This window comes from Nocardia pseudovaccinii NBRC 100343 (assembly GCF_001613225.1).
Taxonomy (GTDB): domain Bacteria; phylum Actinomycetota; class Actinomycetes; order Mycobacteriales; family Mycobacteriaceae; genus Nocardia; species Nocardia pseudovaccinii.
Window position 1 is genome coordinate 35,272 of sequence record NZ_BDBY01000158.1, and the last position, 24,731, is coordinate 60,002.

Consider the following 24,731-nt stretch of genomic DNA (forward strand, 5'->3'; position numbering starts at 1 on the left):
ATTCTCGATCAGGACTTCGCAAGGTATTCGAGGCGTTCGGCGTCTACGGCGGCGTGCATCATGGTGGCCAGGCCTGGGTGGTGGTGTAGGCCCGGGTCGGATTCGACCAGTTGGCGGGCGAGGTCTTGGGCGGCGGTGATGACTTCGAGGTCGTCGAGTAGGGAGAGCAGGCGCAGGGAGCGGGCGGTGCCGGATTGGGCGGCGCCGAGGACGTCGCCTTCGCGGCGTTGGCGCAGGTCGAGGACGGCGAGTTCGAAGCCGTCCGTGGTGGCGGCGACGGCGTCGAGGCGGGCCATCGCGGTGCCGGTCGGACCGGCGTCGGTGATGAGCAGGCACAGGCCGGGGTGTTTGCCGCGGCCGATGCGACCGCGCAACTGATGCAGCTGGCTGACACCGAAGCGGTCCGCGTCCACGATGACCATGACGGTCGCATTCGGCACGTCGACGCCGACCTCCACGACCGTGGTGCAGACGAGCACATCGATGTCGCCATCGTTGAATGCACGCATCACCTGGTCTTTTTCATCGGTCGGGAGCCTGCCGTGCAGCAGGCCGACCCGGACGCTCGCGAGCGGACCGGTGCGCAGCATGTCGAAGACCTCGAGCGCCGCAGCCGTGGTCGGACCTTCCTTCTCCTCTGCCTTAGCTGCCTTCTTTCCGTTGCGGCCCTTGCCGTTCTCCTCGTCGTCGCCGATGCGCGAGCACACCACATAGGCCTGCCGACCGGCGCCGACCTCCTCGAGGATGCGTTCCCAGGCCCGATCGACCCAGTTCGGATGCTGTTTGCGCGGCACCACCTTCGACACGATCGGCGAACGGCCGCGCGGCAGCTGGGTGAGGGTCGAGGTCTCGAGATCACCGAGGGTGGTCATGGCGATGGTGCGGGGAATCGGGGTCGCGGTCATGACGAGCAGATGCGGGCTGGTTCCGGATTTCGCCTTGGCGCGCAACGCGTCCCGCTGTTCGACGCCGAACCGATGCTGTTCGTCGACGATCACCATGCCGAGATCGAAGAACTCCACCGCGTCCTGGATGAGCGCGTGCGTGCCGATCACGATGCCCGCCTCGCCGGTGACCGCATCGAGTAGCGCGGCCTTCTTCGCCGACGCCGACATCGAGCCGGTCACCAGCACGACCTTGGTCGCGTTGTCGGCGGCGCCGAGTTCACCCGCGGTTCCGAGATCACCCAGCATCGCGCGCAGCGACCGATAGTGTTGGGCGGCAAGGACTTCCGTGGGCGCGAGCAGCGCGCACTGCTGACCGGCGTCGACCACTTGCAGCATGGCGTGCAGTGCGACGATGGTCTTGCCCGAACCCACCTCACCCTGCAGTAGCCGATGCATCGGATGACTGCGCCCGAGATCGTCGGAGATCTCCGCGATCACCTGCTGCTGCCCCTCGGTCAGTTCGAAGGGCAGGCGGGTATCGAAAGCCGCCGCGATACCGTCGGATCGGGGCGGACACGGCCGGGCCGCTCGCGCCTCCGCGTCGTGTCGCCGCTCGGCGAGGACCAGCTGCAGGGCCAGCGCCTCGTCGAAACGCAAACGCTCCCTGGCCTGTTCGATATCGGACTTGCGTTCGGGCAGGTGGATCAGGCGCAGCGCGTCGGAGATCTTCATCAGCGCGCGGTCGTCGCGCAGCTCGCTCGGCAGCGGATCGTCGATCGGGTCGAGCTGGTCGAGTACCTGCCGGACGCAGGCGAGCAGATCCCAGCTCTGCACTTTCGCGGTCGCCGGGTATACCGGGATGTATTCCCGTTCGAAGAACGAGACATCCACTCCCCCTTTACCTTTCGCGCTCTGCGCCAATCCGCGCAAGGCGCCCCCGCCGCGCACCGAGGTGAGGTTCTCGATCGAATCCTCTTCCTTCTCGGGCAGGATCAGATAGTCGGGATGTGAGAGGTTCCAGCGGTCCGGGCGCCACCAGTGCACGGTGCCCGACATCATGGCCCGGACTCCTTCGCGGACAAGGTAACTCACCTTGTCTCCGTTGAAGAAGGTGATATCGATCGGGGCGACCGAACCGGTGTCGAGGGCCACCTTGAGCAGTCGCCCCCTGCGGTTCTTCATCGGGCGCAGTTCGGTTTTCGTCACCCGGCCGATGACGGTGATGTGCGCCCCCTCTTCCGGCTGCTCCTGGGTGAGCGGTTGCCCCTGGGTGGCATAGCGCAATGGGTAGTGCCGCAACAGATCCTCGACGGTGTGCATGTCGAAGGCATCGGCGAGCGGCTCGGCCGCCTTCACGCCGAGCAGGTGGTCCAGCCGATCGCTGAGTGTCGCCATATCCCTATTCCACCCCTATCTGCACCAGATCCGCTTGCTGCCCACCGGAATACACACTCACCTCGACGCCGGGGAAGCCGTTCGCGATATGCGCGGCCAGTTCGTCCGCGAGTTCGCCGGGCGCCGCCACACCCATCAGCAGGGTGACCAGCTCACCGCCGAAGGCGAGCATCCGGTCTAGCAGGGTCCGGCCAGCGGTCGGCACATCGCGGTCGATCACCACGACATCGTGACCGACCAGCCCCAGCCCATCACCGGCCTCGCAGGTGCCGACCATGGTGAGCGCCCGTTCTGTCGCGGCACGCAATGATCCCCAGCGGGTCGCGGCCGCCGCTTCCGACATGGCGAACGCGTCGTCCACCGCGATCCGGCCGCAATCGTGCACCGCCAGCGCCGCCAACCCTTGCACCATGGACCCGCTCGGCAACAACAAGACGTCCCGATGCGCGTCACGAGCCGCAACACCGACCGCAACCAACTCGTGCGCGGGCAGCGCACCATTCGGCAGCACCAACACCTCCCGATTCGGCAGCCGCCGAATCGCCGCAAGCAGCGCCGCACTGGTCACCGGCCCGTCCCCGCCGAGCACCACCGCACCCCCGGCCTCGAACAGCGCTGCCGCGCCATCTCCCGATGCGACGGCCAGGACAGCGCGGTCTGCGGGACCGTCGTGATCGGGACCGATGGGCGCGGTTGTGCCGGATCCGATGGTCGTGCCGAGAGCTTCAGCACGCGTGGGCGTGTCGGTGCGTGCAACGCCTCTAAGCTGCACGGCGGCATCAGCGTGACCCGCAGCATCGACGGCGGCCCCATCAGCGCGACCAGCACCAATACGCGTGCTGGCGTCAGTGCGCCCCGGCTCCGCGGCGGTATCGGCGCGACCCGCAACATCGGCGGGGGCTGCGTCAGGACGCGTGACGACCTCGGCGCGGTCGGCGTGCGGGAATTTGCCCGAGTGCGCGGCCGCGTCGTAGTGCGCGGGTGCCAGGCGGGCGGTGATGGTGAAGCTTTCGATGCGGATGGCGCTCAGGGTGCCGGTTGCTATGCCTGCCTCGACGGCGGCGCCCGCGTCGGTGCAGTGGACGTGCGCGGACCAGGAGCCCGCGCCGTCTCCGACGACCACCACTGAGTCGCCGAGGTCGGCGAGGCGATCGCGGAGGCGGGCGATTCGTCGGTCGTCGGTGTCGGAGAGGAGGTACATCACCTCGAAGTGGGGTTCGGCACTGCTCAGAGGTTCGGCACAGGTGTCGCGCGGTTCGGCGTCGGCTCGCGGTGCGGAATCGGCATGCGCAGGGACGGTGGCGCGATCGTCACTCGACTCGAATGCGAATGCGCCGCGCGCGTACTCCGGCCGATCGGGTGTCCGGCCGAGAGTGACCGCGACCAGGCTGTCGAGCAGCACGACCAACCCGCGCGCCCCCGCATCGACCACCCCCGCTTCGCGTAGCACGCCGAGCTGAGCGGGCGTATCACCGAGCGCCTCGGCAGCACCGTCGGCCGCCGCCACCGCCACCTCGGCCAGGGCGGATTCCGGCGAGGCCGCAGCACATTCGGCTGCCCGCTCCAGGACGGTCAGGATGGTCCCCTCGACCGGCACACTCAGCGATTCCCGAACCAGCGCCGATGCCGTGGCCAGCGCGTCACGCAACGTCTGCGCCGTCAGCGGGCCCCCGCGCGCCGCCTCGGCAATACCCCGCAACACCTGCGACAAGATGATCCCGGAATTCCCACGCGCCCCGAGCGTCGCCCCACGCGCCATCGCCGCGGCCACATCGTGCGTCGAGAGCGCGCCCGGTTCGAGATACCCGTCCGCGGTTCCACCCAATGGCGCTGCGCTGAAGCCATTCCGCGAGCTGCCGCGCCCGGCAAGACCAGGCGGGGTGAGTCGATCAACGCCATTCCGGGCGACAACTCGATCCGTTGCATGACCGTCGGCCGCGAAACCGTCCGGTTGCTCGGACCCGCGCGCCGAGATCACCGCGGCATCCGCGGCCTGCATTGCCGCTCGCATGGTGGCGAGCATGTTCGTACCCGTGTCGGCGTCGGCGATGGGGAAGACGTTGAGGGCGTTGATCTCCTCGCGGTGCTGCCGCAGGCCTTCGAAGCAGATGCGGCCCCAGCGCAGCAGGGCCGTGCCGTTCAGTTCATTCGGACCGGCAACGGCAGGCAGACCCGCGTCAGGGCCGTCGCCCATCATGTCCCGCACTCCGGGCACCGCCACCTCTCTCCGCGATCGTTCACACCGCCGTGCCACCCGCACCCAAGCGACTGCTGGCAGATCGCTCGAAAGGTTCTGCCACCGTTGGCCAGGTTAGCTGGCGATACCGACAGTCGATCGGCGACACCGATCCACTACCATCGGGTGTGCCCACGGGTCGTCGGTTCATGACCCGGTTTGGTGGATCAGGGCGCCGCCAGCTACCCTTGCAGGGTTGCCTAGCGCGGCCGAGAGGGTTCGCGCTGGCCGACGTCAGTCGGCAGGGCATTAAGACATTGTTTCCGGACATGCTGCCGACGTGCGGCGGTCCCCACATGACATGAAGGAGTTCGCGACTATGGCTGCCGTCTGCGACGTCTGCGCCAAGGGCCCCGGCTTCGGGAAGTCGGTCTCGCACTCGCACCGGCGTACCAACCGTCGTTGGAACCCGAACATCCAGACCGTGCGCGCACAGGTCGCGCCGGGCAACACCCGCCGCATGAACGTGTGCACCTCCTGCCTGAAGGCGGGCAAGGTCGTTCGCGGCTGATTTCCCAGAGACCGACATACGCCCCGACGCCACCAGGCGCTCGGGGCGTAGTCATCTACGGACCCTGGTCATCGGCGATCGCCCTCGGCAACGATGGTTTCCATGACCCAGCCCGCCTGGCGCATAGCCCCGCTCACCGCCGAATACGTCCACGGCCTCGCCGAATGCCATATCGCCTGCTGGCGTGAGGCCTATCGCGGCCTGGTCCCCGACCACATCCTGGATGCGTTCGAGGTCGACCGCCGCGCGGAGCAATGGGAACGCGTCCGGGTCCGCAACCCGGGCAACGCCTACGTCGCCCTCGCCGACGACCAGGTGATCGGCTTCTCGTGTGCGAGCGCGTCACGCGACGAATCACCGGTCACCCCAACCGAACTCAATGCCCTCTACGTCCGCGCCGCCTGGTACGGCACCGGCGTCGCCCACGACCTCATCCGCGCCGCCGTCGCACCCGACATCCCATGCTCTCTCTGGGTCTTCGAGAAGAACCCACGCGCCCAGGCCTTTTATCGCAAACACGGCTTCGAACTCGACGGCACCAGCCGCATCGAGGCCTTCACCCCCGCCATCGAAGTCCGCATGGTCCGCCGCTGACCGGAAGACGGCTCGGAGCGGGGAGCTAATGTGCTGGTCATGACTTCCACGCAGACCGAGTACGTCACCGTCGTCGACGGCGTACTACAGATCACCATCTCGACCGCCGCGAACGGCACTTCCCTGGACTTCGCAGGCATCAACGCGGGCACTGAGGCATTGCGGTCGGCCGACCGCGAGATCGGAGCCGTCCTGCTGACGGGCGCCGGGCCGAACTTCTCCGCGGGTGGCAATGTGCGCGGTTTCGCGGCGGCCGAGGATCGCGCCGGTCATATCTACGGCCTCGCCACGGATCTGCACGAATTCGTGCGCGCGCTCGACGAGACCATCGTGCCCGTCGTCGCCGGGGTGCAGGGGTGGGCGGCCGGTGCCGGGATGAGCCTGGTGTGCGCGGCGGATATCGCGATCGGCGGCCCGAGCACCAAGCTGCGCCCGGCGTATCCGGGGATCGCGTTGAGCCCGGACGGCGGCATGTCGTGGACGCTGCCGCGGATCGTCGGCGCAGGACGCGCCCGCGAAATCCTGCTCACCGACGCGATTCTCGACGCCGAAACGGCGGTGCGACTCGGCATCCTGAGTCGGCTCGTCGATGACGAGCAGGTGCGGGCCGAGGCACTGGATGTGGCCCGAACCCTCGCCACCGGACCGCGATCCGCCTACGCGAGCATCAAATCGCTACTGGCACGGTCGAATTCGTCGACACTGAGCGACCAGCTCGACTACGAGCGCGATGCCATCAGCGCCGCGGCGAACAGCCCGGCCGGGCACGAGGGCGTGGATGCCTTCGTCGAGAAGCGCAAGCCCGACTACCGGAACCGGTAGCTAACCACGCACCTGGAGCACGAATTTCGCGACCGCGTCGGTGAACGAATCGTTGTCGTCACCGGCCGCGGTATGCGCCGCGCCGCCGATCTCGACCAACTGCGCATGCGGCACCAGTGCCTGGAATTCGGCGGCGCCTTCCGGCGTCACCACATCGGATTGCATGCCGCGCACCAGCAGCACGGGAATGGTGAGGGCGCGCGCGGCGGCCTCGAGCTGCTGCACCATCTCGCTCGGATCCTCGACGCGGTGGGTGAGCATATCCGGATCCCAATGCCAGTACCAGCGACCGTCGCGCTGGCGCAGATTGCGCAGCAGGCCGTCGGTGTTCTTGGGCCGTGGCCGGTGCGGCATATATTCCGCGACCGCATCGGCGGCCTGCTCGAGGCTGTCGAAGCCGTCGCGATGCTTACCGAGGAAGTCGATCACCCGCGCGACACCGGCGGGTTCGGGGCGGGTGACGATGTCGACGAGCACCAGTGCGGTAATCGGCGCACCGCCCGGATCCGCCGTAGTCAGCAGGCCGGTCATACCGCCCATGCTCGCGCCGACCACGACCGCGGGGGTGGCCAGCTGTTCGAGGACCGCGACCAGGTCGGCGACCATCGTGGCGCGCCGGTAATCGGCGTTCGGCGACCATTCGCTGTCACCGTGGCCGCGCGCGTCCAGCGTGACGACCCGCATCCCGGCGGCGGCCAGCTTCGCACCGGTCTGCTTCCACGAGTGTCTGGTCTGACCACCACCGTGCAGAAACAGGACGAGCGGGCCGTCCGCCGGGCCGAACTGGTCGGCGGCCAGCTCGATCCCATCCGAACCGCGCAGCCGCAGCCGGATCGGATCGAGAAGGTTGTTCGCATTACTCACGATCCGAGGATCGCACAGTTACCGCTGGGGCTCGTGCGAGCCCCGGTCAATGGGACCTCAGCAGTCCCACTTGCCCTGCGCGCTGATGGTGTTCTGCAGCAGGCACGCGACCTTGGCATTCACCGAGGACGAGATGGTCGAGGAGCCATTGGAGGTGAATTCCTCGCCGACCGGAGCGGCGGTCTTCGGCGCGGAGGTCTCCGTGGCGGGCTCGAGCGGCAACCCGGCCGCATTCGCCGCCGCACTGCCGCCGGCCAGGGCCGCGCACAGGGCCAGCGTGGCGGTGGTGCCGCGCAGTGCGCCGCGAACGGTCTTGTTCTGCATGTAATTGTGCTCCTCTACTGTGTTTTAACCTCGACGCCCGAGATCTAGGGCAGGCGCCAGTCAACAGGCTCGGCACCCAATTCGTCGAGTAGTTCATTCACTCGTGAGAAGGGTCGCGAACCAAAAAAGCCGCGCGAAGCCGACAGTGGTGACGGGTGCACGGATTCGATATAGGGCACCTCGGCCGCTGCCAGCTGCGGTTTCAGTGTCTGCGCGTCTCGACCCCACAGGATCGCGACCAGCGGTTCGTCCCTGGCCACCAGCGCACGAATCGCCTGATCGGTGACCGCCTCCCAGCCCTTGCCACGGTGCGAGGCGGGCTGTCCGGGCGAAACCGTCAGGACTCGGTTCAGCAGCAGTACGCCCTGATCCGACCACGGGCTCAGGTCGCCGTTGGACGGAGTCTCGTGGCCGAGGTCTTTACTGTATTCGGCGAAGATATTGGCGAGGCTGCGCGGCACCGGCGAAACATCCGGGGCGACAGAGAAACTCAGGCCCATCGGATGTCCGGGCGTCGGATACGGATCCTGGCCGACGATGAGCACGCGCACCGCGTCGAACGGGCGTTGGAAAGCGCGCAGCACATTCTCACCGGCAGGTAGATATCCGCGGCCCGCCGCGTTCTCCGCGCGCAGGAATTCGCCCATCGCCGAGATCTGTTCGGCAACCGGTTCGAGAGCCTTCGCCCAACCCGGATCCATGATTTCCGTCAGTGGTTTCGCGCCCATGACCGCACAACCTATCGTGGCTCGGGCTCGGATGCCGAGTCCACCCCGCTGAACGATTCCCAGCCCCCATTGCCCGGATGTCGCATACCGTCGACGGTGATGCCGTGACCTGCCAGCACCCGTCCGATCGGGACCCAGCCGGGCGGCAAATCCCGGTGCGCGGGCCAGGTTCCGACGAACGCGTGATCCTCGCCGCCGGTCAGAATCCATTGCGCCGCATCGGCATCCAGACGGCGCGCGATCGTCGCCAGAGCCGGATCGCGCAATGTCATCGATTGGATATCGATGGCGACGCCGGACGCCTCGGCGATATGGCCCAGATCCGCGAGCAATCCGTCCGAAATGTCGGTTAGCGCGGTGGGTATCGCGGGCACTTCGGTGGAGGATCCGATGATGCCCTCGGACCCGCACTCCGTCGCGTTCTGATCCGACACCCCGACGCGCTCCACGCCGTCCGCCCGGGAGGCTCCCGAGTTGTCCACTCCGGCAACGGAATCAGCGACAACCGCGAGCACAGCCGAATAGGGCGGCTGTGGAACCCGATGGGCCGCGAGCGCTTCGGCGAAGAATTCGTCTGCCGGATCGAATCCGGCGGTGAGCACCGCCAACCCGGCTGCGGACCAGCCGAGGCGACCGACCACCGCGACCGTATCCCCCACGCGTGCACCGGCTCTGGTGATCGGCGCGCGGCCGTCCAGATCGCCGAAAGCGGTGACCGAGATGACCAGCTGCGGGCTGCGCACCACATCGCCGCCCGCGATGGAACCGCCCGCGCGGCGCGCCTCGGCCCACATCCCGTCGGTGAGCCCATCCACCAGCTCGAGCGACGTATCGGCCGGACAGCCGAACGCCACAACGAATGCGGTCGGCACCGCACCCATCGCGACCACGTCGGCGGCATTCTGCGCGATGGCCTTGCGCCCGATATCGCGCGGATCGGACCAGTCGAGCCGGAAATGTCGATCCTGGATCAGCATGTCGGTGGTGACCACGAAACGGCCGTCCGGCGCGGCCACCAGGGCGGCGTCGTCACCGGGGCCGAGCAGCACGCCTGGCGCCTGCACCCGCCCCGAGTTGATTCGCTCGATCAGCGCGAACTCCCCCAGCTCACGCACTGTCTTCGGCGGTGTGCTGTCGCTGATGACCTGTCCCTTCCCGGCGTCGCGCTGGCTGAAATCGCCCCGAGGGTACCCTTTCCAAGGCAATCGAGTACTACCAGGCCGGAGCGCGGCATCCATCTACCAGGTGACCGGGCCCTGCCAGCGCGAACAGGAAGGACCGGTGAGCATGGCGGCGGATTCGTCGGAGGCGGAGTCGTCCGAGGCCGGGCTGTCGAAGGGGACGGCCGATTCGGCTGCGGACAGCACTGCGGCAGCACCCACGCCCACCGTCGATCACAGCGGAGCCGAGAGCCCATCCCCAGCGTCCGATGCCGAGCCCGAACCGGCCTCCGCCGGTGCCGAACCCGCGGCCCTCGGTACCGCCGACGAGCCCGCGACCGAATCCAGCGGCTACCCGCCCGCGCTGATCGCGACCGCGGTCGCACTCCCGGTCGTGCTGGTAGTCGCCGTTCTGGTCGCCGCGGTCCTTGCCCTACGCGCACCGACCGAACGCGAACCGCTGGTTCTCGGTCCGGTTCCCGCACCCGCGGCAGACGGTCCGGCGTGCGCCGCGCTGCTGCCCGCATTGCCGGTCGATCTCGGCGACTACTCCAAATCCACGCTGGTGGAACCGGCTCCCCCCGCGACTCGCGCCTGGCAGCGCAAGGACGGCGGCGACGCCATCGTGCTGCGCTGCGGTTTGGAGCGACCGTTGGAGTTCAACCGCGCCTCCCCACTACAGATCGTCAATGGCGTGCAATGGTTCGAGGTCCGCGATGCGGCCGCCAAGGCGAGCACCTGGTTCGCCGTCGACCGCGCGACCTATATCGCGCTGACCGTCCCCGACGGATCCGGACCGACTCCGCTACAAGGAGTTTCGGACACGATCACCGCCAACATACCGGCCCAGCCGATCGATCCCGGCCCGCTGCCGAACTGACGTTCACACCCCGCGTCGTTGCGCCGCACCCCGGTGTACGTGCGACGCCGCGGGTCCGGTCAAAAGGTCGAGCATCGCTCACCGCAATCCGGTACCTCGGGCGAGCGCCGTTTCGATCAGCGTGGAAACCAGTGCCCGGTAGTCGATTCCGGTCGCCTCCCACATCCGCGGATACATCGAGATCGAGGTGAAGCCGGGCATCGTGTTGATCTCATTGATCACCGGCCCCTCGGCCGTGACGAAGAAGTCCACCCGCGCCAACCCTTGGCAGTCGAGCGCTTTGAACGCCCGCACCGCGAGTTCCCTGACGCTGTCGGATACTTCGTCGTCCAGTTTCGCCGGAACATCGAATTCGCAGACATCGTCGAGGTATTTGGTGTCGAAGTCGTAGAACTCCGGCGCCGCGGCATCGGCGTCGGGCATCCGGATCTCCGCGACCACACTGGCCTCGACCCGCCCGTCCGGAAATTCCAGCACGCCGCATTCGACTTCCCGCCCGACAATGCCCGCCTCCACGATCACCTTCGGATCGTGTTCGCGCGCCGTCGCGATCGCCGCGTCCAACTCGCGCCAATCGGTGACCTTGGTGATGCCGATCGAGGAGCCACCGCGCGCCGGTTTGACGAATACCGGCAGGCCGAGCAGCGCGCGATCATCCGCATCGAGCGTGTCGGTCCCGCGCCGCAGCACCAACTGCCGCCCGATCGGCAGCCCCTCCGCGGCGAGCAGTTTCTTGGTGAATTCCTTGTCCATGCCCGCGGCGCTGGCCAGCACCCCGGGCCCGACATACGGCACCCCGGCCAATTCGAGCATGCCCTGCAGCGTGCCGTCCTCACCGAACGGACCATGCAGAATAGGGAAGACCACATCCACCGAACCGAGTGCCGCACTCGGATCATCGAGCGCGACCAACGAGCCGGACCGGCTCGGATCGGCGGCCAGCGTGAGCGCGGTGCCACTGCTGTCCACAGCGGGGAGCGCGTTGTCCTTGAATCCGAGCGACGCCACCTCCGAACCACCGAGCACCCAGGCGCCGTCGAGAGTGATGCCGATGGGCACGGCCTCGTACTTTTCCGGATCGAGGTTGCGCAGCACGCTACCGGCCGACACACACGAGACGGCGTGCTCGTTACTGCGCCCGCCGAACACCACAGCAACCCTGATCCGGTTCGTCATGAACGGAACCGTACCCGTATGGGTGCCGAACCAACCTCGTGCCCGTGCGGGTATAACGTTCGCTCCTATTCCGGTTTGATCCGCCGACCCAGCAGATTGTCGACCGCCTCGCGTACCGAAACGCCCTCATGACATACCTGGTGCACCCCCGTGGTCAGCGGCATCTCGACGTCGTGCGCCGCGGCCAGCGCCCGCACCGATGTGCACGACTTCACACCCTCGGCGACCTGACCATGTGTCGCCTCCTGGGCCGCCTCCATTGACCCGCCCGCCCCGAGCACATGCCCGAACGACCGGTTGCGCGACAGCGGCGAAGTACAGGTGGCGACCAGATCGCCGACTCCGGCCAGTCCGGCCAACGTGACTGGCTCCGCGCCGAGTGCGACCCCGAGCCGGATGATCTCGGCCAGCCCACGGGTGATCAGGCTGGCAATCGAATTGTCGCCCAACCCCATTCCCGAGGCGATGCCGCAGGCGAGCGCGATGACGTTCTTGCAGGCGCCACCGATCTCGCAGCCGATCACATCGGTATTGGTGTAGGGCCGGAAGTAGCCGTTCGCGCAGACCCGCTGCAGTGCGACGGCCCGCGCGGCATCGGTGCAGGCGATCACGGTGGCCGCGGGCTGCTCGGCGGCGATCTCCTTGGCCAGATTCGGACCGGACAATACCGCGATCCGGCTCTCGTCGGCACCGGTGACTTCACCGATGACCTGACTCATCCGCAGCAGCGTGCCGGTCTCGATGCCCTTGGCCAGGCTCAGCAGCGCGGCATCCGGCCCGATCGAGTCCCGCCACGTCTCGAGATTCGCGCGCAGGGATTGGGACGGAACCGCGAGCACGACGATTTCCGCGCCGTCGAGCGCCTCGGCGTGGTCGTGGGTGGCCCGCACGCTGGGTAGTTGCACATCGGGCAGATAGAACGGATTGCGATGTTCCGTGGCCAGGGCCTTGGCCACCTCGGGCCGCCTGGCCCAGATCGTGACGTCGGTTCCCGCGTCCGCCAACACCTTCGCGAACGCGGTCCCCCATGATCCCGCGCCCAGCACTGCCGCCCTCGTCATCTGCCCAATATGCCACGGAACCACTCATGGAAGGATTAGCAGCATGCGTCCGCATGCGTTGCACGCCGTGATCGCGGTGAAGAGCCTCGATCGGGCCAAGAGCCGTCTGGCCGATCGGCTGCGCCCGGAACACCGGGCCCGGCTGGTGCTCGCCATGCTCGCCGACACCGTGTCCGCCGCCGTGGCGGTTCCGCAGATCGCGTCGGTCACCGTGGTGACCCCGGATCCGGTCGTCGCCGAACTGGCGCGCACGCTCGGGGCGGTGGTGCATCCCGAACCCCGCCGCGAGGTGATCGACACGACCGATCCGGACGGCCTGAACACCGCGCTCACCGACGCGGCCACCGCATTGCGACACCGGCACGGTCCGATCGAGCTGCTGGCCCTGCAGGCGGATCTGCCCGCCTTGCGCCCCGACGAACTCTCGGACATGCTGACCACCGCGCCGGTCGGCGTTCGTTCGGTCATCGTCGACCACGCAGGCAGCGGCACGGCCGCGTTATTGGTTCGCGATACCGTCGCCCCGCTGGACCCGCGCTTCGGTCCCGGCTCGGCGCGTCGACACATCGAAGCGGGTGCGGTCGACCTGCACGGTGACTGGCCCGGATTGCGGCTCGACGTCGATACCGCCGACGATCTGGACCGCGCCGTCGAGCTCGGCGCGGGCGATTCGACAGGTGCTGTGCTGCACGACATCGGCTGGCCGATTCACGTTCACGAGCGGGTACGCCGGGTGTGCTAGCCGGTCGCCACATCCGGCGTGATACGCACGGCAATGATGGCGTCGGGCTGCACACGGCCCGGTTCGTAGGGGATGATCGTTGACGTGAGTGAGCGAAGCAAGCTATTCCGGAACCAGCGTGCGTCGCGCATGTCGGTGCCGCGTGCCAGCGAGGCGCGGGCATGAGCGATATCGAAACCGTCAAGCAACAGGTGCTGCCGACCGCACTGCCCGCCGCGACACCGCCGGCCGAGGATGGTCACGCCCAGCGGTTGCCACGTGATCGCTACCTGAACCGCGAACTCAGTTGGCTCGACTTCAACACCCGAGTTCTCGCACTTGCCGAGGACGCATCGCTGCCATTGTTGGAGCGCGCGAAATTCCTCGCGATCTTCGCCTCCAATCTGGACGAGTTCTACATGGTCCGCGTCGCCGGTCTCAAACGCCGTGCGGAGACCGGACTTTCGGTGCGTTCGGCCGACGGCCGTTCGCCCACCGAACAATTGGAGCTGATCGCGGCGCGCGCCCAGGAGATCGCCGACCGGCACGCCCGCGTCTTCCTCGACTCGGTACTGCCCGCGCTGACCGCCGAGGGCATCGCCGTCATCGTCTGGTCCGATCTGGATAACGATGAGCGCCAACGTCTCTCGGGCTACTTCCAGGATCAGGTTTTTCCGGTACTCACCCCGCTCGCGGTGGATCCGGCGCACCCATTCCCCTACATCAGCGGCCTGAGTCTCAACCTCGCGGTGACGGTGAGGGATGCCTCCACCGGCGGCGAACATTTCGCCCGCGTCAAGGTGCCCGACAACGTCGATCGCTTCGTTCGGGTGCGGCGCACCGACTCCGGCTCCCCGGTCGCGGCCTTCCTACCGATGGAAGAACTGATCGCCGCGCACCTCGATCTGCTGTTCCCGGGTATGAAGGTCGTCGAACACCACTCGTTCCGGATCACCCGGAATGCCGATTTCGAGGTCGACGAGGATCGCGACGAGGATCTGCTGCAGGCATTGGAGCGGGAACTCGCTCGCCGCCGCTTCGGGTCGCCGGTCCGACTAGAGGTCTCCGACGATATGACCGAGCACATGCTCGATCTGCTGCTGCGTGAGCTCGAGGTCGATCCCGGCGATGTGATCCAGGTGCCCGGCCTGCTGGACCTGTCCTGCCTGTGGCAGGTGTACGGCGTGGACCGGCCCAATCTCAAGGACGCACCGTATGTGCCCGCGACGCCGCCCGCGTTCGGCGAGCGCGAAACCCCGCGCAATGTCTTCCAGGCGCTGCGCGAGGGCGATGTGCTGGTACACCACCCCTACGACTCGTTCTCCACCAGCGTGCAGCGCTTCATCGAACAGGCCGCCGCCGACCCGCAGGTGCTCGCGATCAAACAGACCCTGTACCGGACCTCCGGTGACTCCCCGATCGTGAACGCGCTCATCGACGCGGCCGAGGCGGGTAAACAGGTCGTCGCGCTGGTCGAGATCAAGGCCCGCTTCGACGAACAGGCCAATATCAAATGGGCCCGGGCGCTGGAACAGGCGGGCGTGCATGTCGTCTACGGCCTCATCGGCCTCAAGACGCACTGCAAGACCTGCCTGGTGGTGCGTCGCGAGGGTTCGACCATCCGCCGCTACTGCCATATCGGCACCGGCAACTACAACCCGAAGACCGCGCGCCTCTACGAGGACGTCGGGTTGCTCACCGCCGCACCGGAAATCGGCGCAGATCTGACCGATCTGTTCAATTCGCTGACCGGTTACTCGCGAAAGGCCAACTACCGCAACCTGCTTGTCGCACCGCAGGGTGTGCGCGCCGGAATCATCGAGCGGATCCAGCGCGAGATCGAACTGGCACGCCAGGGCGTCCCGGCGCGAATCCGGATAAAGGCCAATGCAATTGTCGACGAGCAAGTCATCGACGCGCTCTACCGAGCTTCTCAGGCCGGTATACCGGTGCAGATCGTGGTGCGTGGCATCTGTGGTCTGCGACCCGGCGTCGAGGGGATGAGCGAGAACATCGAGGTGCGCTCGATTCTCGGTCGCTTCCTGGAACATTCGCGAATTCTGCACTTCCAGGCCCAGGACCAATACTGGATCGGCAGCGCCGACATGATGCACCGGAATCTGGACCGGCGCGTGGAAGTCATGGCACAGGTGAAGGATCCGAAGCTGTGCGAGCAGTTGGGCTCGGTCTTCGACTCGGCGCTGTATCCGACCACGCGCTGCTGGGTACTCCAAGCCGACGGCAGTTGGCATGCCTCACCCGACGGCGCCGATAGCAACGGCGTCGAGGTACGCGACCACCAGCAATTCATGATGCGAGTACGGAGACCGGATCAGCCGTGAACGAACGGCAGCGAGTGAACGATCAATACAGCGCGCAATCGCGCACGACGAAGCCGAGCACCATCGAGGCGCAGTCGTGAGTGGTACGACGGGATACGAGATGGACGGCGCGCCGTTCTGGGATCCTCGGGTAACAGCCAACATTCACGCCGCGGGCGCGGTGTTGTGGCGTAGAAGGTCCGCTGAATCCGGCGCCATCGAGATCGCCGTGGTGCACCGCCCCAAGTATCAGGATTGGTCGCTGCCGAAAGGCAAACTCGATCCGGGCGAGACCCCGGTGCTCGCCGCCGTGCGCGAGGTCGGCGAGGAAACCGGCCTCGACTGCCGGCTCAGTCGCTACCTCGGGCACGTCACGTATCCGATTCCCGGACATCGGAAACTCAAGCGGGTGGACTATTGGGCCGCCGAGGTTTCCGGCGGTGAATTCAGCGCCAATTCCGAGGTCGACGCGCTGTCCTGGTACACCTTGGACCGGGTGATGGACCAATTGTCGTATCCGATGGACCGCCAGGTGATGCGCGCCTTCACCCGCCTGCCCGCCGCCACCAGCACGCTGGTTGTGGTGCGGCACGCCAAGGCTGGCAGCAGGGACCGATTCGACGGTCCGGACGAGCAGCGCCCGCTGGAGCGAGCCGGTCGAGCCCAAGCCGATGCGTTGGTCCCGAATCTGCTGGCATTCGGTGCGTCCGAGATCTTTTCGGCCGATCCACTACGCTGTGTCCAGACGATGGAACCACTTGCGGAGAAACTCGGCACGACCATCGGCATCGAACCGGATTTCTCCGAAACCGCTTATGCCGCAGCGCCGGACAAGGCTCGACAACGCGCCCTATCACTCGTGTCGGATCGTGCGGTGCGCGTTCTTTGCAGTCAGGGCAAGGTAATTCCCGATCTGCTGCAGTGGTGGGCCCAACGGGACGGCATCACACTGCCGTCGGCGCGCAACCGCAAGGGCAGTGTGTGGGTGCTGTCGTTCGTCTCGGGTCGACTGGTCGCCGCCGACCACCTCGACCGGTCACTCTCGGACGCCATCGTCAAGCCCTGACGCCGCAGACGAGTCCTCACGCCGCGAGGGGACCACAACCGTCATACGGTCGCTTCTCGACGCCAGATCCCGACGCAGACAGCCGAAACGGCCCCGAGGCGAACCTCGGGGCCGTTTCGAGTCGGTTTGCCGGTGATTCCGCCTAGCGGAGCCGAATCACCCGGCGGCAGTGCACCTTCAGCGTCAGCGCGCGCGACGTGCCGGAGCCTTCTTGGCCGCGGACTTCTTCGCGGGCGCCTTCTTCGCGACCGTCTTCTTGGCGGCGGTGGTGGTCTTCTTGGCCGCCGTCGTCGCCTTCTTGGCCGCAGCTGTCGTCTTCTTGGCGACGGTCTTCTTGGCGGGTGCCTTCTTGGCAGCCGTCTTGGTGGCAGTTGCCTTGCGCGCCGTTGTCTTTGCCGGGGCCTTCTTGGCCGCGGTCTTCTTCGCGGGCGCCTTGGTGGCGGTCGTCTTCTTGGCGGCGGTCTTCTTGGCCGCCGTCTTCTTCGCGGCCGCCTTCTTGGCTGCCACCGGTGCATTCGCGCCGCGCTTTACCGCAGGGCCGCTCGCGGTCAGCTTCTGCTTACCCGCAATGACGGCTTTGAACTGCGCACCCGGACGGAACGCCGGCACCGAAGTGGGCTTCACCTTCACGGTTTCGCCGGTACGCGGGTTCCGCGCGACACGAGCCGCACGCTTACGCTGTTCGAACACACCGAATCCGGTGATTGTGACGCTCTGACCCTTGTGCACCGCACGCACGATGGTGTCGACCACATGCTCGACTGCCGCGGTGGCCGTGCGCCTGTCCGTACCCAACTTTTCGGTCAGAACGTCGATCAGTTCCGCCTTGTTCATTGAATCCTCCGCAGACTAATGGCCCGTCGTCGGACCGACTAGGTACCACGGTAAACCCACTTTGGGCAAGAGTCTATGTGCCACGCCAAAATTCATGTGGTTTAGCACACGTCCAGCTACCGCCCCAAGGCGAACTCAGCTATCGCTACCGGGTGATTACGCCTGCGAAATATGCGCCGGAAGGGTTGTGGGTTTCCAACTTGGCCTTGCCTTTTCGAACTCGCCGATGACGTCACTACGCCGGAGTGTCAGCCCGATGTCGTCCAATCCTTCGAGCAGACGCCACCGTGTGTAGTCATCAATATCGAACGGCAACACGACGGTTCCAGCCGTCACCGTGCGCGCCTCGAGGTCTACTACCAATTCGAGACCCGGCTGTTCCTCGAGCAACTTCCAGAGCATTTCGACATCGTTCTGTGACATCTGCGCGGCCAACAGTCCGCCCTTGCCCGCATTGCCGCGGAAGATGTCGGCGAAGCGTGACGAGATGACGACGCGAAAGCCGTAGTCCGACAGCGCCCATACCGCGTGTTCGCGCGAGGATCCGGTACCGAAGTCCGGACCGGCCACCAGCACACTGCCCCGGTTAAAGGGTTCGGTGTTCAGAATGAAGTCCGGATCCGATCGCCATGCTGCGAACAGTCCGTCCTCGAATCCCGTTCGCGTCACCCGCTTCAGGTACACGGCCGGAATGATCTGATCGGTGTCGACATTGGATCGGCGCAGCGGCACTCCGATCCCCTTGTGCACGGTGAAGGCTTCCATTTGCTGATTCTCCTGGGTCATTAGACGATTTGGGCGGCCGGAACACGAATCGGCGCGGACACAACGGCGTCCGCGCGCTGATCAGTCCAGATCCGCAGGCGAGGACAGGGTGCCGCGAACCGCCGTTGCGGCCGCTACCAGCGGGGAAACCAGGTGTGTACGGCCACCTTTGCCCTGCCGCCCCTCGAAGTTACGGTTCGAAGTCGAAGCACAGCGCTGACCCGGCGCGAGCTGATCGGGATTCATTCCCAGGCACATCGAGCAGCCCGCCTGACGCCATTCGGCGCCCGCCGCAGTGAAAATCTCGCCCAGTCCTTCTTTTTCCGCCTGGGCGCGCACCCGCATAGATCCCGGTACAACCAGCATTCGCACCCCGTCGGCGACGCGGCGTCCCTTCAAAATCCCGGCCACCGCACGCAAATCCTCGATGCGCCCGTTGGTGCACGAACCGACGAATACGGCGTCGACCGATACATCACGAAGTGGAGTACCCGGCTCCAAATCCATGTATCGCAACGCTTTCTCCGCGGACTCGCGTGCCGTCTCGTCGGTAATCCGCGCGGGATCGGGCACCTGCTCGCCCAGCGGCGCACCCTGTCCGGGGTTGGTACCCCAGGTGACGAACGGGCTCAGCGCGGCGGCGTCGATGTGCACCTCGGCATCGAAAACGGCGCCCTCATCGGTCTTCAGCGCCTCCCAGGCGGCCACTGCGGCATCCCAGGCGGCTCCCTGCGGCGCGTGCGGGCGGCCTTTGAGGAATTCATAGGTGGTTTCATCAGGAGCGATCATGCCGGCCCGCGCGCCCGCCTCGATCGACATGTTGCAGATCGTCATTCGCGCCTCCATCGACATGGCGCGAATGGCCTCGCCGCGATACTCGAGCACATAGCCCTGACCACCGCCGGTACCGATCTGGGCGATGACGGCCAGAATCAGATCCTTACTCGTGACACCGGGCGGCAATTGGCCGTCGACAGTGATCGCCATGGTCTTGAACGGGCGCAGCGAGAGCGTCTGCGTGGCAAGGACGTGCTCGACCTCACTGGTGCCGATGCCCATGGCCAGCGCGCCGAACGCGCCGTGGGTGGAGGTGTGGCTATCGCCGCACACCACGGTCATCCCCGGCTGGGTCAAACCCAATTGCGGCCCGACGACGTGCACGATGCCCTGATCAAGGTCCCCCATCGGATGCAGGCGCACACCGAATTCCGTGCAATTGTGGCGCAGCGTTTCGACCTGGGTGCGCGAAATAGGGTCGGCGATCGGCTTATCGATATCGATCGTCGGGACGTTGTGGTCCTCGGTCGCGATGGTGAGATCGGGACGGCGCACCGGACGGCCCGCGGCGCGGAGTCCGTCGAAGGCCTGCGGGCTGGTCACCTCGTGTACGAGGTGCAGATCGATGTAGATCAGATCGGGCTCCCGCGAGGCGCCCTCGCCCGCTCCGCGGGCGACGACATGCTGCTCCCACACCTTCTCGGCCAGTGTGCGGCGCTCGGCCATTCTCGATCACCTTTCCGACGAGCAACCGAGGTACGCGATCCGGGCTGAGGCGCGCTCACGGCTGCACAAGTTTTTGGCTGTTCCGACGCGTCCGGAGCGAGCAGACCCTTAAGTGGCTTTCTCAGTATCCGAGACGCTAATATCGTTCTATGAGACAGCATAGCGGTATCGGCGTCCTCGACAAAGCGGTGTCAGTGTTATATGCCGTCGCGGAGCACCCATGCGGTCTCAACGAACTGTGCACCCGCACCGGACTGCCCCGGGCCACCGCCCATCGCCTGGCCGTCGGGCTCGAGGTGCACCGGCTGCTCGCCCGCGACAACAACGGTCTGTGGCGGCCCGGACCGGCGCTCGCCGAACTCGCCGCCGGGGCCACCGATCCACTGCACGAGGCCGCCGCGGCCATTCTCCCGCGCTTGCGCGAGATCACCGGCGAGAGCGTCCAGATCTACTGTCGAGACGGCAATGCGCGGGTCTGCATCGCCGCCCTGGAACCGCCCGTCGGCCTGCGCGACACCGTGCCGATCGGGGCGCGCCTGCCGCTCACCGCCGGTTCGGCGGCCAAGGTGCTGGTCGCCTGGGCGGATCCGGAACTGCAGCGCATCATCCTGGCCGATGCGGTATTCGGTGAGCGGGCGCTGGCCGAGGTCCGCAAGCGCGGCTGGGCCCAGAGCGCCGCTGAGCGGGCCAGCGGTGTGGCCAGCGTCTCCGCACCCGTGCGTGACGCCGCGGGCCACGTCATCGCGGCGGTCTCGGTGTCGGGCCCGATCGATCGCATGGGCCGCAGACCGGGCGCCCGCTGGGCGGCCGACCTGGTCGCCGCCGCGGACGCACTCCACAAGAGGCTGTAACACGTTCTAGTTTCAAACCTCTAAGGTTGGTGCGCATGGGAGTAAACCAACGGGCGCAGATCGTCATGTCCGACGCCGAGATTTCCGAATTCCTGCAGCGCAGCCGCATCGCGACGCTGGCCACCATCGGCCCGAACGGTGCGCCGCACCTGACCGCGATGTGGTACGCGCTCATCGGCGGCGAGATCTGGTTCGAGACCAAGGCCAAGTCGCAAAAGGCAGTCAACCTGGGCCGCGACCCCCGCGTGACCTGCATGGTCGAGGCAGGCCAGACCTACGACCAGTTGCGCGGCGTCTCGATCGAAGGCCACGCCGAGATCATCGATGATCCGGACAAACTCTTCGCCGTCGGCGTGAGCGTCTGGGAGCGCTACACCGGCCCCTACAGCGAAGAAGTCCGACCGCTCGTCGAGCAGATGCTCAACAAGCGCATAGCGGTCCGGGTAGTCCCGGATCGCCTCCGCAGCTGGGACCACCGCAAACTCGGCCTCCCCCAACTCCCCCTCGGCGGCACCACCGCCCAGCCCCTCGACTGATCGCGCCACGCGGGCAAAATCCGCCTGACACGCCGGGTGCGGCACAGTAGCGTCAACCCTGATCGACCCGAATCGGCAGCGCGGCGACGCCCCATTGGCGCGCCACCCGGCCGCGACGACGAGGAGCAGACATGGCGGAAGCAGACAGTTCCAACGGCAAGGCGGCACCGAGCACCGAAGACGTCAAACGCAAGTTCAAGGAAGCCCTGGAGCGCAAGAACCAGCACCACGCCAAGTCGAACGACCACCTCGACGGCCGATCCAAGGCAACCTCCCCCCACGGCAACGCCAGCCACAAGCGAGAGTTCCGCCGCAAGAGCGGATAGGCCCACCGCCAAGGCCCTCCAGCGAACCGCTGGAGGGCCTTTTGGTACCCCGAAACTCGCCTCCAACTCGGCCAACTCCGCTAATCCGGCCACTCGGGTGACCGGCGCATAGGGCATGGGACATCGATCGCGTGCCCGCACCAGGGCAACGCCCAACAGATCCCCAGCGCGGTCCGCGTGAGTGCGGACGACCAAACAGTGACATGCACGACAAAGCGCCCCGCACCACAAAGGAAACAGCGCACCCATACCAAACGGCACCCCGACCCGCTGTTCCGGGGCAAAGCCCCCGGCCAGACTCGGGGGTCCGGGGGCAAAGCCCCCGGGTGGGGGTGTGGGGGTTTCACCCCCACAAGACAATGCGAAGCAGAAAAAGGCTCATGCTCTCCATGAGCATGAGCCTTCCATTCTGCGTAGCCCCGACGGGATTCGAACCCGCGCTACCGCCTTGAGAGGGCGGCGTCCTAGGCCGCTAGACGACGGGGCCAGGACTCGATCCCCACATTTCAGTGGGTGACCTTTCCGGTTGATCTTTCGATCAGTGGAAGCTCGGCTAGCTTAGCTGACCGAAGCTCGGCGACCAAATCGCCGGATGCTGAACAACTTTCGGTCGCGCGCCGAGAGAAGAACAACATTTCCGCTGGGGTACCAGGACTCGAACCTAGAATGGCTGAACCAGAATCAGCTGTGTTGCCAATTACACCATACCCCAATGACCAGGACGTTCGGCCTCGTGTCCGGCTGACCCGAGGCCCTGTTCCGAGCCGAGAAGTAGAGTACCAAACCGCATACGGTCTACTACAAATCGGCTGGTCAACGCCCTATTTTTCGGTCAAAGGCGGATTTTCAGGCCGGTGCCGTCCAGTCCCGCGCCGAGCGCAGCCGAGCCAGGCTCGTCTCGCGGCCGAGCAGCTCCAGCGATTCGTACAGCGGCGGGCTGATATGCGAACCCGTCACTGCCACTCGCACTGGTGCGAACGCCTTACGCGGTTTGAGCCCCAGATCATCGATGAGCGCGGTTTTGAGCGCATCCTCGATAGCGGGAGTGGTCCAAACCGTCAGCGGCTCCAGCGCGGCAATGGCGGCGTCCAATACCGGGGCGGCTTCGGAACCGAGGTTCTTCGACCCCGCCGCCGGATCAATCGCGAACTCTTCCGCGGGCGCGAACAAGAAACGCAGCAGATCCCACGCGTCGGACAACACCACGATCCGGGTTTGCACAAGTTCGGCGGCCGCGGCGAACAACTTGTCGTCGATGTCGGCACCGATGTGGCCGTGTTCGGTGAGGAACTCACGCAAGCGGTGCGTGAAATCACCCGGCTCCAGCAATCGGATGTGTTCGGCGTTGAGCGCGTCCGCCTTCTTCTGATCGAAACGGGCCGGATTCGAATTCACTTTCGAGATATCGAAGGCCGCCACCATCTCGGCCATCGAGAAAACATCGCGATCATCCGCGATGCCCCAGCCGAGTAGCGCCAGGTAATTCAGCAAACCCTCTGGGATGAATCCTCTATCCCGATGCACGAACAGATTCGACTCCGGATCGCGCTTGGACAACTTCTTGTTGCCCTGCCCCATCACGAACGGCAGATGACCGAACTCCGGAGTGAACTCCGCGACACCGATCCGGCGCATAGCCGCATAGAGCGCGATTTGACGCGGAGTGGACGAGAGAATGTCCTCGCCGCGCAACACATGGGTGATCTTCATCAATGCGTCGTCGACCGGGTTAACCAGCGTATAGAGCGGATCGCCATTACCGCGAGTGAGTGCGAAATCGGGCACGGTACCCGCTTTGAAGGTGGTTTCGCCGCGCACGAGATCGTGCCAGGTGATGTCTTCGTCTGGCATTCGGAGCCGGATTACCGCCGGGCGTCCGGCGGCCCGATGGGCCTCGATCTCCTCGGGGGTGAGATCGCGGTCGTAGTTGTCGTAGCCGAGTTTCGGATCGCGGCCCGCAGCCCGATGGCGCTCCTCGACTTCCTCGGCGGTGGAGAAGGATTCGTACGCTTCACCGGCCGCCAGCAAATTCCGCACGACTTCCATATGCAGCTCGCGTCGCTGCGATTGGCGATAGGGCGCATAGGGCCCGCCGACCTCCGGCCCCTCGTCCCAGGTGAGGCCGAGCCAGCGCAGTGCGTCCAGGATCGCACCGTATGATTCTTCGGAATCGCGTGCGGCATCGGTATCTTCGATGCGGAAGACGAACTTGCCGCCGGTGTGGCGGGCGTACGCCCAGTTGAACAGCGCCGTCCGGACCAGGCCGACATGCGGCGTTCCGGTCGGTGACGGGCAGAAGCGGACCCGTACTTCAGTCATGGCTCTCTTTCGACTAACGCTTGGCGGCAACAGGATTGGTGAGGGTTCCGATGCCCTCGACGGTCACGGAGACGTTCTGCCCGGCCTGCAGCGGGCCGACACCCTCCGGGGTTCCGGTGAGCAGCACATCGCCGGGCAGCAGCGTCATCACCGTGGTCACCCACTCGATGAACTTCGAAATATCGTGCAGCAGAAGCGAAGTGCGACTGCGCTGGCGGACCTCGCCGTCGACTTCGGTGACGATCTCCAGATCCGAAGGGTCGAGCGAGGTTTCGATCCACGGGCCGAGCGGGCAGAAGGTGTCGTAGCCCTTGCCCCGGGTCCACTGGCCGTCGTGCTTCTGTTGATCGCGCGCGGTCACATCGTTGGCGACGGTGTAACCGAGCACTACGTCGAGTGCGCGGGCGGCGGGCACGTCCTTGCACGGACGGCCGATGACGATCGCGAGCTCGCCCTCGTAGTCGACCTGGGATGAGCTGGGCGGCAATACGATCGACGCGTTCGGGCCGATGATCGAGGTGCTCGGCTTCATGAAGATCACCGGATCCGCCGGTGCGACCCCGCCCATTTCGGCCGCGTGCGCGGCGTAGTTCTTGCCGATGCAGACCACCTTGCTGGCCAGAATCGGCGCGAGCAGGCGCACATCGGCCAGCGGCCAACTCCGCCCGGTGAATGTCGGAGTACCGAACGGATGTTCCGCGATCTCCTTGGCGACGCTCTCGCTCCCCTCCCCTTCAATGCTGACGAAAGCGACTCCATCGGGACTGGCGATTCGACCTAGACGCATGCACCGCAGTCTATCGACCGCCCTCGACCTGCTCGAACGCGCCCGACCGAGCGGTCCGGAACCG

Annotated in this window: 23 protein-coding genes and 2 tRNA genes; 10 read left to right on the top strand and 15 right to left on the bottom strand. The window is 66.3% G+C overall.

The window, feature by feature from the left end; all coding sequences use genetic code 11:
- Positions 1-8 precede the first annotated feature (8 nt).
- Positions 9-2,282: an ATP-dependent DNA helicase RecG gene (recG, locus tag NP3_RS18750; RefSeq protein WP_063042890.1), complete on the bottom strand. Its 2,274-nt coding sequence runs from the start codon at positions 2,280-2,282 to the stop codon at positions 9-11.
- A gap of 4 nt (positions 2,283-2,286) precedes the next feature.
- Entirely contained in the window at positions 2,287-4,503 is a 2,217-nt protein-coding gene (locus NP3_RS46800) for a DAK2 domain-containing protein (RefSeq protein ID WP_245721004.1), read from the bottom strand.
- Between the two features lie 334 nt (positions 4,504-4,837).
- On the opposite strand from NP3_RS46800, the gene rpmB reads away from it, so the two are divergent.
- From rpmB to NP3_RS18770, 3 genes are all read left to right on the top strand, one after another.
- Entirely contained in the window at positions 4,838-5,029 is a 192-nt protein-coding gene (rpmB, locus tag NP3_RS18760) for a 50S ribosomal protein L28 (protein ID WP_011210730.1), read from the top strand.
- Between the two features lie 102 nt (positions 5,030-5,131).
- Positions 5,132-5,623, top strand: a complete 492-nt coding sequence (locus NP3_RS18765) for a GNAT family N-acetyltransferase (protein WP_063042922.1) — start codon at positions 5,132-5,134, stop codon at positions 5,621-5,623.
- 39 nt (positions 5,624-5,662) lie between these two features.
- Entirely contained in the window at positions 5,663-6,445 is a 783-nt protein-coding gene (locus NP3_RS18770) for an enoyl-CoA hydratase/isomerase family protein (protein WP_063042923.1), read from the top strand.
- On the opposite strand, the gene NP3_RS18775 is transcribed toward NP3_RS18770, so the two are convergent.
- Genes NP3_RS18775 through thiL form a run of 4 tightly spaced genes read right to left on the bottom strand, consistent with a single transcriptional unit; the run spans position 6,446 to position 9,476 of the window.
- Positions 6,446-7,309, bottom strand: coding sequence for an alpha/beta fold hydrolase (locus NP3_RS18775; RefSeq protein ID WP_063042891.1), 864 nt, complete (start codon positions 7,307-7,309; stop codon positions 6,446-6,448).
- A 57-nt stretch (positions 7,310-7,366) separates the two neighbouring features.
- The gene (locus NP3_RS18780) at positions 7,367-7,633 is read right to left on the bottom strand and encodes a hypothetical protein (RefSeq protein ID WP_040693471.1); all 267 of its coding nucleotides are present in this window, start codon (positions 7,631-7,633) and stop codon (positions 7,367-7,369) included.
- A 44-nt stretch (positions 7,634-7,677) separates the two neighbouring features.
- On the bottom strand, positions 7,678-8,361 hold the full coding sequence (locus NP3_RS18785) for a uracil-DNA glycosylase (protein WP_063042892.1): 684 nt from the start codon (positions 8,359-8,361) through the stop codon (positions 7,678-7,680).
- An 11-nt stretch (positions 8,362-8,372) separates the two neighbouring features.
- Complete coding sequence (thiL, locus tag NP3_RS18790; RefSeq protein WP_063824815.1) at positions 8,373-9,476, bottom strand: thiamine-phosphate kinase; 1,104 nt, start codon at positions 9,474-9,476, stop codon at positions 8,373-8,375.
- Positions 9,477-9,648: 172 nt separating this feature from the next.
- Here thiL and NP3_RS18795 point away from each other — a divergent pair, with 172 nt between their 5' ends.
- Positions 9,649-10,401, top strand: coding sequence for a DUF3515 domain-containing protein (locus NP3_RS18795; RefSeq protein WP_063042893.1), 753 nt, complete (start codon positions 9,649-9,651; stop codon positions 10,399-10,401).
- 78 nt (positions 10,402-10,479) lie between these two features.
- Here the strand turns inward: NP3_RS18795 and NP3_RS18800 are convergent, their stop codons facing one another.
- Both NP3_RS18800 and NP3_RS18805 read right to left on the bottom strand, forming a co-directional pair.
- A complete protein-coding gene (locus tag NP3_RS18800; protein ID WP_063042894.1) occupies positions 10,480-11,577 on the bottom strand; it encodes a D-alanine--D-alanine ligase family protein in 1,098 nt (365 codons plus the stop codon).
- A 65-nt stretch (positions 11,578-11,642) separates the two neighbouring features.
- On the bottom strand, positions 11,643-12,638 hold the full coding sequence (locus tag NP3_RS18805; RefSeq protein WP_063042895.1) for an NAD(P)H-dependent glycerol-3-phosphate dehydrogenase: 996 nt from the start codon (positions 12,636-12,638) through the stop codon (positions 11,643-11,645).
- A 43-nt stretch (positions 12,639-12,681) separates the two neighbouring features.
- Between NP3_RS18805 and cofC the strand changes: the two genes are divergently transcribed.
- The 3 genes from cofC (at position 12,682) to NP3_RS18820 (ending at position 16,746) form a co-directional block, all read left to right on the top strand.
- Positions 12,682-13,380, top strand: coding sequence for a 2-phospho-L-lactate guanylyltransferase (cofC, locus tag NP3_RS18810; protein WP_063042896.1), 699 nt, complete (start codon positions 12,682-12,684; stop codon positions 13,378-13,380).
- Positions 13,381-13,541: 161 nt separating this feature from the next.
- Entirely contained in the window at positions 13,542-15,701 is a 2,160-nt protein-coding gene (locus NP3_RS18815; protein ID WP_063042897.1) for an RNA degradosome polyphosphate kinase, read from the top strand.
- A gap of 100 nt (positions 15,702-15,801) precedes the next feature.
- Positions 15,802-16,746 carry an NUDIX hydrolase gene (locus NP3_RS18820; protein ID WP_063042898.1) on the top strand — a complete coding sequence of 315 codons (945 nt, stop codon included), beginning with the start codon at positions 15,802-15,804 and terminating at the stop codon, positions 16,744-16,746.
- A gap of 183 nt (positions 16,747-16,929) precedes the next feature.
- On the opposite strand, the gene NP3_RS18825 is transcribed toward NP3_RS18820, so the two are convergent.
- The 3 genes from NP3_RS18825 to leuC all read right to left on the bottom strand — a co-directional run bounded on the left by NP3_RS18825 (position 16,930) and on the right by leuC (position 19,848).
- On the bottom strand, positions 16,930-17,580 hold the full coding sequence (locus NP3_RS18825) for an HU family DNA-binding protein (protein WP_063042899.1): 651 nt from the start codon (positions 17,578-17,580) through the stop codon (positions 16,930-16,932).
- A 156-nt stretch (positions 17,581-17,736) separates the two neighbouring features.
- Complete coding sequence (gene leuD, locus NP3_RS18830) at positions 17,737-18,345, bottom strand: 3-isopropylmalate dehydratase small subunit (protein WP_063042925.1); 609 nt, start codon at positions 18,343-18,345, stop codon at positions 17,737-17,739.
- An 81-nt stretch (positions 18,346-18,426) separates the two neighbouring features.
- Positions 18,427-19,848 carry a 3-isopropylmalate dehydratase large subunit gene (leuC, locus tag NP3_RS18835; RefSeq protein ID WP_063042900.1) on the bottom strand — a complete coding sequence of 474 codons (1,422 nt, stop codon included), beginning with the start codon at positions 19,846-19,848 and terminating at the stop codon, positions 18,427-18,429.
- Positions 19,849-19,997: 149 nt separating this feature from the next.
- Between leuC and NP3_RS18840 the strand changes: the two genes are divergently transcribed.
- From NP3_RS18840 to NP3_RS18850, 3 genes are all read left to right on the top strand, one after another.
- A complete protein-coding gene (locus tag NP3_RS18840; RefSeq protein ID WP_063042901.1) occupies positions 19,998-20,699 on the top strand; it encodes an IclR family transcriptional regulator in 702 nt (233 codons plus the stop codon).
- A gap of 35 nt (positions 20,700-20,734) precedes the next feature.
- Positions 20,735-21,235, top strand: a complete 501-nt coding sequence (locus tag NP3_RS18845; protein WP_063042902.1) for a pyridoxamine 5'-phosphate oxidase family protein — start codon at positions 20,735-20,737, stop codon at positions 21,233-21,235.
- Positions 21,236-21,366: 131 nt separating this feature from the next.
- Positions 21,367-21,561 carry a DUF5302 domain-containing protein gene (locus tag NP3_RS18850; RefSeq protein WP_063042903.1) on the top strand — a complete coding sequence of 65 codons (195 nt, stop codon included), beginning with the start codon at positions 21,367-21,369 and terminating at the stop codon, positions 21,559-21,561.
- 414 nt (positions 21,562-21,975) lie between these two features.
- Here the strand turns inward: NP3_RS18850 and NP3_RS18855 are convergent.
- The 4 genes from NP3_RS18855 to NP3_RS18870 all read right to left on the bottom strand — a co-directional run bounded on the left by NP3_RS18855 (position 21,976) and on the right by NP3_RS18870 (position 24,667).
- Positions 21,976-22,048, bottom strand: a tRNA-Glu gene (locus NP3_RS18855).
- Positions 22,049-22,201: 153 nt separating this feature from the next.
- Positions 22,202-22,273 (bottom strand) — tRNA-Gln (locus tag NP3_RS18860).
- A 134-nt stretch (positions 22,274-22,407) separates the two neighbouring features.
- Positions 22,408-23,880 carry a glutamate--tRNA ligase gene (gltX, locus tag NP3_RS18865; protein ID WP_063042904.1) on the bottom strand — a complete coding sequence of 491 codons (1,473 nt, stop codon included), beginning with the start codon at positions 23,878-23,880 and terminating at the stop codon, positions 22,408-22,410.
- A gap of 13 nt (positions 23,881-23,893) precedes the next feature.
- Entirely contained in the window at positions 23,894-24,667 is a 774-nt protein-coding gene (locus tag NP3_RS18870) for a fumarylacetoacetate hydrolase family protein (RefSeq protein ID WP_063042905.1), read from the bottom strand.
- Positions 24,668-24,731: the final 64 nt, after the last annotated feature.

Coding starts and splice junctions, on each gene's coding strand:
- NP3_RS18800 (WP_063042894.1), bottom strand. CDS start 11,577: ATGACGAACCGGATCAGGGTTGCTGTGGTGTTCGGCGGGCGCAGTAAC.
- NP3_RS18840 (WP_063042901.1), top strand. CDS start 19,998: ATGAGACAGCATAGCGGTATCGGCGTCCTCGACAAAGCGGTGTCAGTG.
- rpmB (WP_011210730.1), top strand. CDS start 4,838: ATGGCTGCCGTCTGCGACGTCTGCGCCAAGGGCCCCGGCTTCGGGAAG.
- NP3_RS18870 (WP_063042905.1), bottom strand. CDS start 24,667: ATGCGTCTAGGTCGAATCGCCAGTCCCGATGGAGTCGCTTTCGTCAGC.
- NP3_RS18820 (WP_063042898.1), top strand. CDS start 15,802: ATGGACGGCGCGCCGTTCTGGGATCCTCGGGTAACAGCCAACATTCAC.
- NP3_RS18765 (WP_063042922.1), top strand. CDS start 5,132: ATGACCCAGCCCGCCTGGCGCATAGCCCCGCTCACCGCCGAATACGTC.
- NP3_RS18845 (WP_063042902.1), top strand. CDS start 20,735: ATGGGAGTAAACCAACGGGCGCAGATCGTCATGTCCGACGCCGAGATT.
- NP3_RS18805 (WP_063042895.1), bottom strand. CDS start 12,638: ATGACGAGGGCGGCAGTGCTGGGCGCGGGATCATGGGGGACCGCGTTC.
- NP3_RS18850 (WP_063042903.1), top strand. CDS start 21,367: ATGGCGGAAGCAGACAGTTCCAACGGCAAGGCGGCACCGAGCACCGAA.
- NP3_RS18785 (WP_063042892.1), bottom strand. CDS start 8,361: ATGGGCGCGAAACCACTGACGGAAATCATGGATCCGGGTTGGGCGAAG.
- NP3_RS18815 (WP_063042897.1), top strand. CDS start 13,542: ATGAGCGATATCGAAACCGTCAAGCAACAGGTGCTGCCGACCGCACTG.
- NP3_RS18795 (WP_063042893.1), top strand. CDS start 9,649: ATGGCGGCGGATTCGTCGGAGGCGGAGTCGTCCGAGGCCGGGCTGTCG.
- NP3_RS18770 (WP_063042923.1), top strand. CDS start 5,663: ATGACTTCCACGCAGACCGAGTACGTCACCGTCGTCGACGGCGTACTA.
- leuD (WP_063042925.1), bottom strand. CDS start 18,345: ATGGAAGCCTTCACCGTGCACAAGGGGATCGGAGTGCCGCTGCGCCGA.
- cofC (WP_063042896.1), top strand. CDS start 12,682: ATGCGTCCGCATGCGTTGCACGCCGTGATCGCGGTGAAGAGCCTCGAT.
- NP3_RS18780 (WP_040693471.1), bottom strand. CDS start 7,633: ATGCAGAACAAGACCGTTCGCGGCGCACTGCGCGGCACCACCGCCACG.
- NP3_RS18825 (WP_063042899.1), bottom strand. CDS start 17,580: ATGAACAAGGCGGAACTGATCGACGTTCTGACCGAAAAGTTGGGTACG.
- leuC (WP_063042900.1), bottom strand. CDS start 19,848: ATGGCCGAGCGCCGCACACTGGCCGAGAAGGTGTGGGAGCAGCATGTC.
- gltX (WP_063042904.1), bottom strand. CDS start 23,880: ATGACTGAAGTACGGGTCCGCTTCTGCCCGTCACCGACCGGAACGCCG.
- recG (WP_063042890.1), bottom strand. CDS start 2,282: ATGGCGACACTCAGCGATCGGCTGGACCACCTGCTCGGCGTGAAGGCG.